Source organism: Variovorax sp. GW821-FHT09B01 (assembly GCF_059418345.1).
Window position 1 is genome coordinate 1 of record NZ_JBWKPQ010000010.1, and the last position, 13,510, is coordinate 13,510.

13 protein-coding genes and 1 tRNA gene are annotated in these 13,510 nt (G+C 68.5%); 4 read left to right on the forward strand and 10 right to left on the reverse strand.

Going from position 1 to position 13,510, the window contains the following annotated elements; translation table 11 throughout:
- Window positions 1-213: 213 nt before the first annotated feature.
- From AC07RV_RS25045 to AC07RV_RS25070, 6 genes are all read right to left on the reverse strand, one after another.
- A complete protein-coding gene (locus tag AC07RV_RS25045; protein WP_181361132.1) occupies window positions 214-618 on the reverse strand; it encodes a hypothetical protein in 405 nt (134 codons plus the stop codon).
- A 491-nt stretch (window positions 619-1,109) separates the two neighbouring features.
- Window positions 1,110-1,199 (reverse strand) — tRNA-Ser (locus AC07RV_RS25050).
- 81 nt (window positions 1,200-1,280) lie between these two features.
- Entirely contained in the window at window positions 1,281-2,612 is a 1,332-nt protein-coding gene (serS, locus tag AC07RV_RS25055) for a serine--tRNA ligase (protein WP_093340804.1), read from the reverse strand.
- A 50-nt stretch (window positions 2,613-2,662) separates the two neighbouring features.
- Complete coding sequence (locus AC07RV_RS25060) at window positions 2,663-3,613, reverse strand: threonine/serine dehydratase (RefSeq protein ID WP_296778901.1); 951 nt, start codon at window positions 3,611-3,613, stop codon at window positions 2,663-2,665.
- An 11-nt stretch (window positions 3,614-3,624) separates the two neighbouring features.
- Window positions 3,625-4,593, reverse strand: a complete 969-nt coding sequence (gene ispH, locus AC07RV_RS25065) for a 4-hydroxy-3-methylbut-2-enyl diphosphate reductase (protein ID WP_093340807.1) — start codon at window positions 4,591-4,593, stop codon at window positions 3,625-3,627.
- 31 nt (window positions 4,594-4,624) lie between these two features.
- Window positions 4,625-5,077, reverse strand: a complete 453-nt coding sequence (locus AC07RV_RS25070) for an FKBP-type peptidyl-prolyl cis-trans isomerase (RefSeq protein WP_093340809.1) — start codon at window positions 5,075-5,077, stop codon at window positions 4,625-4,627.
- 107 nt (window positions 5,078-5,184) lie between these two features.
- Here AC07RV_RS25070 and radC point away from each other — a divergent pair, with 107 nt between their 5' ends.
- Both radC and AC07RV_RS25080 read left to right on the forward strand, forming a co-directional pair.
- Window positions 5,185-5,862 (forward strand): RadC family protein, encoded by a 678-nt coding sequence (gene radC, locus AC07RV_RS25075; protein ID WP_093340811.1) that lies wholly within the window; start codon window positions 5,185-5,187, stop codon window positions 5,860-5,862.
- Entirely contained in the window at window positions 5,862-6,557 is a 696-nt protein-coding gene (locus AC07RV_RS25080; protein WP_296778747.1) for a Smr/MutS family protein, read from the forward strand. Before radC ends, AC07RV_RS25080 begins: the two co-directional genes overlap by 1 nt.
- Window positions 6,558-6,590: 33 nt before the next feature.
- On the opposite strand, the gene AC07RV_RS25085 is transcribed toward AC07RV_RS25080, so the two are convergent.
- From AC07RV_RS25085 to fabV, 4 genes are all read right to left on the reverse strand, one after another.
- Window positions 6,591-8,708, reverse strand: coding sequence for a bifunctional 2',3'-cyclic-nucleotide 2'-phosphodiesterase/3'-nucleotidase (locus AC07RV_RS25085; RefSeq protein ID WP_296778749.1), 2,118 nt, complete (start codon window positions 8,706-8,708; stop codon window positions 6,591-6,593).
- Between the two features lie 109 nt (window positions 8,709-8,817).
- Entirely contained in the window at window positions 8,818-10,041 is a 1,224-nt protein-coding gene (locus tag AC07RV_RS25090; RefSeq protein ID WP_296778753.1) for an NAD(P)/FAD-dependent oxidoreductase, read from the reverse strand.
- A 28-nt stretch (window positions 10,042-10,069) separates the two neighbouring features.
- Window positions 10,070-10,489, reverse strand: coding sequence for a group II truncated hemoglobin (locus tag AC07RV_RS25095; RefSeq protein WP_296778757.1), 420 nt, complete (start codon window positions 10,487-10,489; stop codon window positions 10,070-10,072).
- Window positions 10,490-10,492: 3 nt separating this feature from the next.
- On the reverse strand, window positions 10,493-11,695 hold the full coding sequence (fabV, locus tag AC07RV_RS25100) for an enoyl-ACP reductase FabV (RefSeq protein WP_209541669.1): 1,203 nt from the start codon (window positions 11,693-11,695) through the stop codon (window positions 10,493-10,495).
- Between the two features lie 201 nt (window positions 11,696-11,896).
- On the opposite strand from fabV, the gene AC07RV_RS25105 reads away from it, so the two are divergent.
- The gene (locus AC07RV_RS25105; protein ID WP_296778762.1) at window positions 11,897-12,724 is read left to right on the forward strand and encodes an ABC transporter substrate-binding protein; all 828 of its coding nucleotides are present in this window, start codon (window positions 11,897-11,899) and stop codon (window positions 12,722-12,724) included.
- 88 nt (window positions 12,725-12,812) lie between these two features.
- Window positions 12,813-13,508, forward strand: a complete 696-nt coding sequence (locus AC07RV_RS25110; RefSeq protein WP_093340825.1) for an amino acid ABC transporter permease — start codon at window positions 12,813-12,815, stop codon at window positions 13,506-13,508.
- Window positions 13,509-13,510 lie beyond the last annotated feature (2 nt).

Genomic DNA, 13,510 nt, shown 5'->3' on the forward strand with positions numbered 1-13,510 from the left:
CGCCGGCTTCTTCTTGCTTGGCATAGATGCTCCTGTTCGTCATGCTATGCCTCAAACACAAAATTTCTGACAGGCTCACGTCTGATGACACTCAATGTCGCCACGTCTATCACTCCTAGGATCCCCTGCTTTAAAAATGAGCAGGGTAGGGTTTTACGTGGGTCAGTCCTAGACGGAAATTACTGCCTTTAGAGGGTCAATTTTCGGCGGCAATCAACAGACGAGGAGGTAGCGTGCGTCAGCATCATCGAGATGGCGCTTAGCAGGTTTTCGCTGCGTACCGTGATTCAGCAATTTCTCAAAGTCCGCAATGGACCATGGTTCACCCGAGCGGAACTTGACTTGCACAACGAGCCTGTGACCATCCGCGAGCTGCGCACGCGCTTCGACTCGCCCGGGTTGGTCGGGCGTTAGATCCGCTTCGAGATCCTCGTTGTTGGCGGGTTCCAACGTGACTCGGGCAGCCGACTTGGTAATCAGCAGCAGTCGCAGGGCCGCAAGTACCGACACGTTGAGCTGGTACTCATAGCCAGCCAGCGCCGCCGCTGCTCCGACAGGTGGCAACGCTCTGACGTCTTGTTGAATGGCCTCTTCCGCAGGCTCGTCGTGCATGTCCAAGTCGCTCCACTCTCAGTTGCTGACATCCGCATCGCTGGATGGCTTTCGCGGCGATTTCGGATCGTTGCAAACAAGTGAGACATGGCTGTATAAATATACAGCCATCCTTTCCGCTGCGAACGTCCTCGTCCACTGTGAGATTGCCAAATCAGTGACAGCTATGCAGCCGACAGCATAAGTTGCGCCGCAGCCGCCAAAGGCCAGCAATTACTACGAAGCGGACACCCGGAACGGTCCCGCCGGACTACATCACTGAGCTCGATTGCGAAGGTCAGGCATGGCGGCGAAGGACCCCAACCAGTCCGAAGCGGAAATGTACGACGTCGGTGGCGAGCTGCTTAGCGACGGGAGAAGCAGAGACCAGAAAGACCAACCCCTACGGGGTCGGAGGCGATGCCTTTAATGCTCAAACCAACCGTGATTCGAATTGGTAGGAACGATGGTGTAAGAAATAAAAAAGCGCCCCGAAAGGCGCTTGTTTATTGACTTCTTGGAGGAGAGGGAGGGATTCGAACCCTCGGTACTATCGCTAGTACGCCTGATTTCGAGTCAGGTACATTCGACCACTCTGCCACCTCTCCGGTTGCTCTGTCGAGCCTGCGATTATAGCCAGGAAAATCGACACAACCATCCCGTGCAGCGATTTCCCTGTCGTTTTTTCGTCAGCCGCGCAGCACCTCGGTGCCGCCCAGGTAGGGCCGCAGCGCCTTCGGCACGTTGATCGAACCGTCTTCGTTCTGGTGGTTCTCGAGCACCGCGACCAGGGTGCGGCCGACCGCCAGGCCCGAGCCGTTGAGGGTGTGCACCAGCTCGTTCTTGCCCTGGGCGTTCTTGAAGCGCGCCTGCAGGCGCCGCGCCTGGAAGGCCTCGCAGTTCGAGACCGAGCTGATCTCGCGGTAGGTGTCCTGCGCCGGCAGCCAGACCTCGAGGTCGTAGGTCTTGGTCGAGCCGAAGCCCATGTCGCCGGTGCACAGCAGCACGACGCGGTATGGCAGCTCGAGCGCCTGCAGCACCACCTCGGCATGGCCGGTCATCTGCTCGAGCGCCTCGTAGCTCTTCTCGGGATGCACGACCTGCACCATCTCGACCTTGTCGAACTGGTGCTGGCGGATCATGCCGCGGGTGTCGCGGCCCGCGCTGCCGGCTTCCGAGCGGAAGCACGGGGTGTGGGCCGTGAGCCGGATCGGCAGTTGCGCCTCGGGCACGACCTCGTCGCGCACGAAGTTCGTGAGCGGCACCTCGGCGGTCGGGATCAGGTAGAGCGCCGACAGGTCGGGCGCGGGCTCGCCGTCCTGGCCGCCCTTCTTCGCGGCGAACAGGTCGCCCTCGAACTTGGGCAACTGGCCGGTGCCGCTCAGGGTGGCGGCATTGACGATGTAGGGCACGTAGCACTCGGTGTAGCCGTGCTGCTGCGTCTGGATGTCGAGCATGAACTGGGCAAGCGCGCGGTGCAGCCGCGCGATCGGCCCCTTCATGACGGTGAAGCGCGAACCCGAGAGCTTGGCGCCCATCTCGAAGTCGAGGCCGAGCGGCGCGCCCAGGTCGACGTGGTCCCTGGGCGCGAAGCCCAGCGGCGTGGCCGAGGCGCCGGCGCCGCCCTGCGGGCTCCAGCGGCGCTGCTCGACGTTGCCGGTCTCGTCCTCGCCCAGCGGCACGCTGGCGTGCGGCAGGTTGGGCACGGCGAGCAGCAGCGCCTGCAGCTCGGGCTGGATCTCGTCGAGGCGCTTCGATTGCGATTCCTGCTCGCCCTTGAGCGCGTTGACCTCGGCCATCAGCGCGTCGACCGACTCGCCCTTGGCCTTGAGCGGGCCGATCTGCTTGTTGAGCGTATTGCGGCGCGCCTGGATTTCCTCGGTGCGGGTCTGCAGCGTCTTGCGCTCGGCTTCGAGCGCGGTGAAGGCCGAGACGTCGAGGTAGGGCTGGTTCTTCTTGCGTTTTTCGAGGCCGGCCACGGCGGCGGCCAGGTCTTTGCGGAGCAGGGTGATGTCGAGCATCGCCCGATTTTAGGTGGGCGCGCCCGCACCCCGCCCCGCGCGGGGCTCGTTCAGCCGACGCTGGCCGGATCGACGTTCGCGCCGCAGACGATCAGGCAGACCTTCTCGCCCGCGCGCGGCACGTAGGCGCCGGTCTGCAGCGCGGCCAGCGGCAGCGCGGCGGCCGGTTCGACGGCCAGCTTCATCTCCTTCCACAGCCACTGCTGCGCGGCGCGGATCGCCTCGTCGGACAGCAGCAGCGCATCGGCGACGTGGCGCTGCGCGATGTCCCAGGCGATGGCGCCGATGCGGCGCGCGCCCAGCGAGTCGGCCGCGATGCCGCCGACCTCGACGTCGACCGGCGCGCCGGCCTCGCGGGCCCGGAACAGCGTGGGCGCGCCCTCGGGCTCGAGCGCGATCACGCGCGCGCGCTGCTCGAACCAGCCGGCGAGGCCGCCGATCAGGCCGCCGCCGCCCACGCTCACGAGCACGGCATCGGGCAGGCCGCCCTGGGCCTCGATCTCGCGGCCCAGGGTGCCGGCGCCGGCCACCACCTCGGGCTGGTCGTAGGCATGGGTCAGCAGGGCGCCGGTTTCGGCCTGGCGCGCCAGGCAGGCGGCCAGCGCATCGGGATAGAGCTGGCCGACCACCACCACCTCGGCGCCCAGCGCGCGCAGGCGCGCGCGCTTGGCCTCGGGCGAGACGCCGGGCAGGTAGACCTCGCAGCGCACGCCGAGCGCGCGCGCCGCGGCGGCGGTGGCGATGCCGGCATTGCCGCCCGAGGCGACGATCACGCCGCTCTCTGGAATGGCGTTGGCCAGCAACCGGTTCATCATGCCGCGCGCCTTGAAGCTGCCGCTGACCTGCAGGTGCTCGAGCTTGAGCCAGACCTCGGCCCCGGGCGCCGCGACGCCGAGCGCCGCCGCGGGCAGCTTCCACAGCGGGGTCTGGCGCAGGAAATGGCCCGAGCGTTCGTGCAGGCGTTGCCAGGCGCTATCGATTTCAGAGCGCCATTCGGTGATTGCAGCAGCGGTCAAGAGATGTGTCCAGGAGGAGGAATGTCGGCCAGCTTGAGGCCCTTGGGCAGCGGGAACTTGATGGTTTCCTCGATGCCGTCCATCTTGCGCACCGAGACCGCGCCGAACGCGCGCACGCGCTCGATCACCTCGCGCACCAGCACCTCGGGCGCCGAGGCGCCGGCGGTCAGGCCGATGCGGGTCTTGCCTTCGAACCATTCGGGCTGGAGCTCGTCGGCCGAATCGACCATGTAGCTCTCGGTGCCCAGGCGCTGGGCCAGCTCGCGCAGGCGGTTGCTGTTGGAGCTGGTGGGGCTGCCGACCACGATCACGAGGTCGACCTGCGGGCTCATGATCTTCACCGCGTCCTGGCGGTTCTGGGTGGCGTAGCAGATGTCCTGCTGCTTGGGCTCGCGCACGGCCGGAAAGCGCGCGCGCACCGCGGCGGCGATCTCGGCCGCGTCGTCCACGCTCAGCGTGGTCTGCGTGACCACCGCGAGCTTCTCGGTCTGGCCCGGCGCGACGCGCGCGACGTCTTCCACGTCTTCCACCAGGTGGATGCCGCTCGAGAGCTGGCCCATCGTGCCCTCGACCTCGGGATGCCCCTTGTGGCCGATCATGATGAACTCGTAGCCTTCCTTGGCGAGCTTGGCGACCTCGACGTGCACCTTGGTCACCAGCGGGCAGGTGGCGTCGAAGATCTCGAAGCCGCGGTCGCGCGCCTCTTGCTCCACCGCCTTGCTCACGCCGTGCGCGCTGAACACCAGCGTGGCGCCGGGCGGCACGTCCGACAGTTCCTCGATGAAGATCGCGCCCTTGGACTTGAGCTCGTTGACCACGTAGGTGTTGTGCACGATCTCGTGGCGCACGTAGATCGGCGCGCCGAACTTGGCGATGGCGCGCTCGACGATCTCGATCGCGCGGTCCACGCCGGCGCAGAAGCCGCGCGGCTCGGCGAGGATGACTTCCTCGATGCCTTCGTTCATCGTGCCTCCCCGGCCGCGGTGCCGCGCGCCATCACAACACCCCGATCAGTTGCACTTCGAAGGTCACGGGCTGGCCTGCGAGCGGATGGTTGAAATCGAAGCGCACGCCGGTCTCGTTGGACTCGATCACCGCGCCGGCATAGCTGCCGGTGCCGTCGGGCGTGGGGAACTGCACCACGTCGCCCACGGCGTACTGCTCGTCGGGGTCGCCGATCTGCGCCAGCAGCTTCTTCGCGACCCACTGCTGCATCTCGGGATTGCGCTCGCCGAAGGCCTCGCCGGCCGGCAGCTCGAAGGTGGCGTGGGCGCCCTCCTCGAGGCCCAGCAGGCGCTGCTCGACCGCGGGCGACAGCTCGCCGGTACCCAGCGACAGCGTGGCGGGCTTGTCGGCGAAGGTGTTGATGATGTCGCCCGCGGGCCCGGACAACCGGTAGTGCAGGGTCAGGAAAGAGCCGGGGGTGACGACGTGGGGCGTTTGGGACATGGAGGCAGCAATGGTTGACAAAGACAAGACGGGTGTCCCGATAAACTGGGCCGCATTTTAAGGACGGGCGCTTCCACCCGCCCCGTTCAAGGTTTAGCAGGCTCTCCATGGCTTTCAAGGATCTCCCCGAACATGCCCGCCCGCGCGAGAAGCTCATCGCGCGCGGCGCCGCCGCGCTGGCCGACACCGAGCTGCTCGCGCTGCTGCTGCGCACCGGCGTGGCCGGCAAGAACGTGCTGCAGCTCGCGCAGGAGCTGCACGAGCGCTTCGGCGGCCTCGCGGGCCTGCTGCAGGCCAGCCCCGAGCAGTTGCGCAGCGTGCGCGGCATGGGCGGCGCCACCAAGCGCGCCGAACTCATCGCGGTGCTCGAGCTCGCGCGCCGCGCCATGGCCGAGCAGCTCTCGCAGCGCACCGTGCTCGACGCGCCCGAGGCCGTGCGGCAGTACGTGCAGATGCACATCGGCACGCGGCCGCACGAGGTGTTCGCGGTGCTGTTCCTCGACGCGCAGCACCGGCTGATCGTGCTCGAGGAGCTGTTCCGCGGCACGCTGACCCAGACCAGCGTCTATCCGCGCGAGGTCGTGCTGCGCGCGCTGCACCACCATGCGGCCGCCGTGGTGCTGGCCCACAACCATCCGAGCGGCAGCATCGAGCCCTCGCGCGCCGACGAAGCCCTCACGCAGACGCTGCGCGCCGCGCTCTCGCTGGTCGACGTGCGCGTGCTCGACCACGTGATCGTGGGCGTGGGCCGCAGCTTCTCGATGGCCGAACAGGGGTTGCTCTGATGGCCGCCGCACGTCCGCCCTCCCCCGGCGCCGCGCCGGCGCCAGCGCCCAAGAGCCTGAAGAACCTGGCCGACCTCAAGCAGGTGCAGCGCCAGCTCGCCGAAACCCGCGAGCGCGAAGCGGCCGAGGCCGCCGCCCGCGCCGTGGCCGAGCGCAAGCGCGCGGCCGAAAAGGACCTGTTCGCACGCGCCGTCGGCGCCACCGAGCCGCTGCGCCAGAAGACGCGCACCGTGCCGCTCGCGCCCGAGCCGCCGGCGCCGATCCCGGTGCAGCACCAGCTCGACGAGCAGCGCGTGCTGCGCGAATCGCTGTCCGACGAGTTCGACGTCACCACGCTGCTCGACGTCGACGACGCCATGAGCTTCCGCCGGCCCGGCATCGGCACCGACGTGACCGCGCGGCTGCGCAAGGGCGACTGGACGATCCAGGCCCAGGTCGACCTGCACGGCCTGCGCAGCGACGAGGCGCGCGAGGCGCTCGGCGGCTTCATCCGCAACGCGCACAAGCAGGGCCTGCGCTGCGTGCGCGTGGTGCACGGCAAGGGCCTGGGCTCGCCGGGCAAGCAGCCGGTGCTCAAGACCAAGACGCAGCGCTGGCTGATCCAGAAGAACGAGGTGCTGGCCTTCGTGCAGGCCAAGCCGGCCGAAGGCGGGGCCGGGGCGCTGGTGGTGCTGCTGGCGCCCGTCAAGCGCTGAGCGGCTCCCTCCGGCAGGAGGGAGCCACCCCTCTCACTTGCTCAGATCGAGCTTGTAGACCGAGCGCCCCTTCCCGCTCCCATCGTCCGCCGTCAGCAGCGAGACGTTGTCCAGCCCCGCCGCCGTCGCCGACGCGAGCTGGCCCTGCCCCGAGGTGAACACCACGTTGCCGGCCGTCGCGGCCTTGGTGAAGCGCCAGCTGCGCGCCGCGCCGTTGGCCGCGCGCGTGATGATCTTCTTCGCCTTCACGTAGGCGATCAGCACGTCGCGGTTGGCATCGGGCGAGGCGTAGATCGTCGCGCGGCCGTCGAGCGCGGGAATGAAGCTCGCGCCGCTGGTGGCGCGGTAGTTGTTGGTGGCGATCACGAACTCCTTGGCCGGATCGATGGCCGCGCCCAGGTACGTGAGATTCCGGATGCGGCTGCCGACCTCCTGCGTCACGTCGATCTCGTACTGCACGTCGGGCGTGGTGAACATGTCGAAGTTGTAGCCCGGGAAGGTGCTGATCAGCTGCTGGTCGGCCGTGGCCGTGGTGCTGATCTTGTTGAAGCGCTTGGCCGCGGCCTCGAGCCAGGCCTTGATCTCGGCGCCCGTGACCTTCACCGCGTACACGGTGTTCGGGTACAGGTAGAGGTCGGCCGCGTTGAAGATCGCGAGGTTGCCCACGGCCACGTCGGTGTAGTCGCGGCCGCCCTCGTAGCCCGACTTGAAGGGCGCGCTGACCGACAGCACCGGCAGGCTCGCGTACTGCGGCAGGTTGGCCTGGATGTAGCTCTTCACGTAGTCGGCCTGGGCCTGGTTCACGATCTGGATCGCGCCCGGGTCGCCGACGTCGGCGAAGTAGGTGTTCATGCGGAAGTCGGTGCTGCCGATCGGCGTCTTCACGTAGTCGATCGCGGCCTGGTGCTGGGTCTCGATCAGCGGCGCGATGGCCGGGTCGGCATCGACGTAGACCGCCTTGCCCGCGTCGTCCTTGCCGGTCTGCGTGGAGCGTGCCTCGACCGCGGTCTTGCTCTTGTCGATGACCCAGGCCTTGCCGTCCCACGACAGCTCGAGCTTGATCACGCCCAGCGCCTTGCCCCACGAGCTCGGCATCACGGCCGGCACGCCGTTCACGGTGCCGGCGGCGTTGTCCACGCCCGGCTGCTTGAAGCCGGGGTTGGCGCCGCGGTCGGGAAACACGCCGTGCTGGTGGCCCATCAGCAGCGCGTCGATGCCGGGCACCTTCGACAGGTGCAGGCCCGGGTTCTCCATGGTCGGCGTGTAGGCCGCGGCGTCGAGGCCGCCGTGCTGCAGCGCGACCACGATGTCGGCGCCCTTGGCGCGCAGCTCGGGGATGTAGCGCGTGGCGGCTTCCACCGCGCCCTCGGTGCGCAGCTTGCCCTCGAGATAGCGCTTGTCCCAGTTCATGATGCCCGGCGTGGTGAAGCCGATCACGCCGACCTTCAGCGGCACCGTCACGCGCGAGCCGTCGGGCGCGGTGGCGGTGAAGCTCTTGTTGACGATGGTGTAGGGCGCGAGCAGCGGCTTGCCGCTCTTCACGCTCTGCACGTTGGCCAGCACCAGCGGGAAGTTCGGGCCGGCGCATTTCTTCGTGCCGTCCACGCCCTCGACGTCGAGGCCGCCGCCGATCGCCTGGTTGAGGAAGTCGAGGCCGTAGTTGAACTCGTGGTTGCCCAGCGTGCCGGCATCGAAGCCGGCGGCGTTCATCGCCTTGTACATCGACAGCGGCTGGGTGCAGGGGATGCGGCTCACCAGCGCCTCGTAGTCGGCCAGCGCGGTGCCCTGGATGGTGTCGCCGTTGTCGAACAGCAGCGTGTTCGCGAACTCCTTGCGCGCGGCCGCGATCAGGGTGGCGGTGCGCTCGTAGCCATAGGACTTGTCCTCGGCGAGCTTGAAGTAGTCGTAGCTGCGCACGTTGAAGTGCAGGTCGGTGGTCTCGAGCAGCGCGACGGTGGCGCGCGTGCCGGCCGCGATCGGCGCGGGGGCGGGCGCCGGGGACGGCGCCGGTGCGGGCGGCGGCACCGGCAGGAACACGCCGCCGCCGCCGTCGCCGCCGCCGCATGCGCTCAGCATGGCGGTGGCGATCAGTGCGGCACAGGCGGTCATGGACGCGGTGCGTGGAAAGCGGGTGTTTGCGAGTGGCTTCATCGAAAGGTCTCCCTCCTGTTCAAGGAAGACCAGTCTCTGGAGCCGAAGTGACAGTCCGGTGAATGAATCCTGAAATGCAGCGGCGTTGCGACAAGCCGTGACCGGATGTTTACGCGAGGTGATTCTTAAGTGGTACCGAGGCGTCCGCGATCACCGCGGGGTCGGGGCTGCGGCCTGCGTCGAGCAGCTTGCGGCTCATCATGTGATCGACCGGCGCGTTGACCGACTCCACGCACGCGAGTTGCCCGTCGACGTAGTGGAACAGCGAGAAGGCATCGGGCTTCGGCCCCGCACGGCGCACCGTGACATGGCCCGGCGTGCCCTCGGCCGGCACCAGCCCCACCATCTGCAGCCGCATGCCGCCCTGGTCGGACCAGAACCACGGCACCACGTCGTGCGCGCGCGCCGTGCCCAGCAGGGTGGCGACCGCGGTGCGCGCCTGGTCGTTGGCGTTCTGCACCGACTCGAGCCGCAGCGCACGGCCCGCGCGCCGGTCGGGAAAGCGCGTGCAGTCGCCGACCGCGAGCACGCCGGCCGCGCTGGTTTGCATGTGCTCGTCGACCACGATGCCGTCGGCGCACTCGATGCCCGCGGCCTGCGCGAGCGAGGTCTCGGGCACCGCGCCGATGCCCAGCAGCAGCAGGTCGACCGGCTGCCGTGCGCCGTTCACGCGCAGCGACACCAGCCGATCGCCCTCGACCTCGAAGCCGTCGGCGGTCGCGCCCAGCACGATGTCGATGCCGGCGGCGCGGTGCGTGGCCAGCACGTGGTCCGAGAGCTCGGGCGAGACCGCGCGGCCCAGCAGGCGCGGCGCGCTCTCGATCACCTGCACCTCCTTGCCGAGCGCCTTGGCGGTGGCCGCGACCTCGAGGCCGATGAAGCCGCCGCCGAGCACCGTGACGCGCTGCGCCTCGGCCAGCCGCGCGCGCAGCCGATGCGCCTCGTCGGCCGCGCGCAGGCTCGCGACATTGACCAGCTCGTGCGAGAGCGCGGCGATCCGGCGCGCGCGCGTGCCGGTGGCCAGCACCAGCGCTTCCCACGGCAGCACCGCGCCCGAGCGCAGGGTCACGTTGCGCGCCTCGCGGTCGATGGCCACGGCCGCATCGCCCAGGTGCAGCGTGATGCCGGCCTCGCGGTACCAGTCGGCCGCCTTGTGCGGCTGCGTGGCTTCCTCGGCGCTCTTGAGGAAGGCCTTCGACAGCGGCGGACGGTGGTAGGGCTCGCAGGCCTCCTCGCAGACCAGGTGCACGCGCGCGCCCTGCCCCGCCTCGGCGAGGCCGGCGCACAACTGGGCGGCCGCGTGGCCGCCGCCGATGATGACGATGGAATTCATGAAGTGAGTCTTTCGAAAATCGTTGTGCTCAGCCGCCGCGGTTGCGCATCCAGTCGGCGGTCTTGAAGAAGGAGTCGCGCAGCCGCGCGCGCAGGTCCTCGGGCACCTCGGTCTCGCCCATGGCCTGGTCCATGCAGGCCAGCCACTGGTCGCGTTCCTTGATGCCGATGCTGTGGCCGCCGATGCTCTGCGGCAGGTGGCGCGCGCGCAGCATCGGATGGCCGAAGCGGTCGGTGTAGTAAGCGGGGCCGCCGAGCCAGCCGCAGAGGAACCAGAACAACCGCTGGCGCGCGTTGTCGAGGTCGCTGCCGTGCACCGCGCGCAGTTGCGCGTAGGCGGGCTCGAGGTCCATCAGGTCGTAGAAGCGCTCGACCAGAGCGCGCACTTTTTCCTCGCCGCCGATCCATTCGAAGGGCGTGTCGAAGGGCGGCTTGTCCTGGATCTGCATCGCTCAGCCCACCTGCACGAGGCCGGGGATCGGCACGTCGGGATTGGCATCGGCCGCGTAGTCCACGCCCTCGATGCCGAAGCCGAACAGGCGCAGGAACTCGGCCTTGTAGCCCGCGAAGTCGGTCAGCGCCTGCAGGTTCTCGCTCGTGACCTGGGGCCAGAGTTCGAGCACGCGCGCCTGCACCGCGGGCGCGAGCTCCTTGCGGTCGGCACGCAGCCGGCCTTCCTCGTCGAGCGGCGGCGCGCTGCCGTAGAGGCCCTCGCGGAACAGGCCATCGACCTGCTCGATGCAGCCCTCGTGCGTGCCCTCTTCCTTCATCACCTTGAACAGCAGCGAGAGGTACAGCGGCATCATCGGGATCGCCGAGCTGGCCTGCGTGACCACCGCCTTGAGCACCGCCACGCGCGCATCGCCGCCGCCATGGGCCGCGAGCTTGGCGCGGATCGCGGGCACGGTGCGGTCGAGGTCCTTCTTGGCCGCGCCGATCGAGCCGTTCCAGTAGATGTCCTGCGTAATCTTCTCGCCGAGGTAGGTGAAGGCCGTGGTCTTCGCGCCCTCGGCCAGCACGCCGGCCTCGTGCAGCGCGTCGATCCACAGCTGCCAGTCCTCGCCGCCCATCACGGCCACCGTGTTGTCGATCTCCTCCTGCGTCGCGGGCTCGAGCACGGTCTCCTTGACCGTGCCGCTGTCGGTGTCGATGCCGCGCAGGCTCACTGCCTGGCCGATGGGCTTGAGGGTGGAGTTGAAGACCTGGCCGGTCTTCGGATGGGTGCGCCGCGGCGCCGCGAGGCTGTAGACCACCAGGTCGACCTGGCCCAGGTCCTGGCGGATGGTCTCGATCACCTGCTGCTTGACCGCATCGGAGAAGCCGTCGCCGTTGATGCTCTTCGCATAGCGGCCCTCGGCCGTGGCGAGGCGCTCGAAGGCGGCCGTGTTGTACCAGCCGGGCGTGCCGGTCTTGGTGGCGCTGCCGGCGCGCTCGAAGAACACGCCCAGCGTGTCGGCGCCGCCGCCGAAGGCCGCGACGATGCGCGCGGCCAGGCCATAGCCGGTGGAGGCACCGATCACCAGCACCCGCTTCGGCGCGCCCGCGACCGGGCCCTGGGCCCGCACGTGCTCGATCTGTTGCCGGACATTGGCCTCGCAGCCGACGGGATGGGTCGTGACGCAGATGAAGCCACGCACGCGCGGTTGGATGATCATGGGGAGGAAGGCAGTCTGGGAAAGAAAAAGGACGGGTGGCGCGCGAGGCGCCGGGCACCGGTCTTCTGGCCGGCGCGCGGGCGCGAATTTACCGCACGTTCATTCCCATGCGGCCATGTACATATATGGATTGACCATTTAATGAACCGAAGTTTTGTTGATAAGGTGCCGCCCTTGCATTCACAGAAGGAGAAGAAACACATGCGCCTGAACATCCTCGCCGCGGCCCTCGCCGCCTCCGCCCTGCTCGCGGGCACCGTCGCCCACGCCGACCAGCTGGCCGACATCAAGAAGAAGGGCGAACTCGTGGTCGGCGTGCTCGGCACCGACGAGCCCGCCACCTTCATCGACCCCAAGACGCGCCAGATCGTGGGCTACGAGGTCGACCTCGCCAACGCCATCGCGAAGAAGATCGGCGTGAAGACCACGCTCAAGCAGATCGCCGTGGCCGCGCGCATTCCCGAGCTGCAGCAGGGCCACGTCGACCTGGTCGCAGCCGGCCTCACGCACAACAAGGAACGCGAGGCGCAGATCGACTTCTCGCTGACCACCTTCGTGACCGGCCAGAAGGCGATCGTGAAGAAGGACAGCGGCATCGCCGAGGTATCGCAACTCGGCGGCAAGAAGGTGCTGACCATCCGCGGCGGCACCCAGGAACCCAACATCCGCAAGGCCGTGCCCACGGCCGAGGTCGTGACCTTCGACACCAGCCAGCAGGCCTTCCAGGCGCTGCAGCAGGGCAAGGGCGTGGGCTACGTCGACGACGAGGCCGCGCTGCTGCGCAGCTACGCCAAGCTCGGCCCGCAGAAGGCCCAGTACGTGGTGCTCAAGCAGAACCTCAGCACCGAGGCGCTGGCCATCGGCATCAAGAAGGGCGAGAGCGGCCTCAAGGCGGTGGTGGACGACACGCTGCGCGAGCTCGAGAAGTCGGGCGAAGCCGAGAAGATCTTCGTGAAGTGGTACGGCCCGAAGACCGCCTCGGGCTTCCAGACGCGCGACTTCAAGCTCGAGAGCGACAAGATCGACTGATCGCGGGCTCCTTCCTTCCCCCGCGCGGGGAAGGCGGGACCCCGGGGGCCGCGCGCCCCCGCTTCGCGGCAGCGATACTGTCGCCCCCATGCCCCTGTTCGACTATTCCTTGCTGCTGACCGGCAAGTACCACGACATGCTCGTCGCGGGCTTGTGGCTGTCGCTGCAGCTGCTCGCGGCCTCGCTGGTGTGCGCGCTGCCGATTGCGCTCGTGGTGGCCATGCTGCGGCTCGCGCCGCTGGCGCCGCTGCGCTGGCTCGGCTTCGCCTACGTGGAGTCGATCCGCAACATCCCGCTGCTGGCCCACATGCTGTTCTGGTACTTCGGCGCGCCCGAACTGCTGCCCGAAGGCTTCAAGCAATGGCTCTACGCGGGCCACATCGAGGCCTACAGCGCGATCGTCGCGCTGTCGCTCTACACGGCCGCCTTCATGGCCGAGGACATGCGCAGCGGCATCCGCTCGATCCCCGCGGTGCAGTTCGAGGCCGGCCGGGCGCTGGGCTTCGGCTGGCTCGCGACGATGCGCCGCGTGGTGCTGCCGCAGGCGCTGCGCGTGACCGTGCCGCCGCTGATCTCGCAGACCTTGAGCCTGTGGAAGAACACCTCCATCGCCACCGTGATCGGCGTGGCCGAACTCATGTACCAGGCCGGCCAGGTCGAGAGCGCGACCTTCCGCAGCTTCGAGTCCTTCGCCTTCGCGAGCGCGGCCTACCTCACGGTCTCGCTCGCGATCACGGCGCTCGCGAGCTGGTACCACCACCGCTTCCCGGTGAGGACGCTGTGATG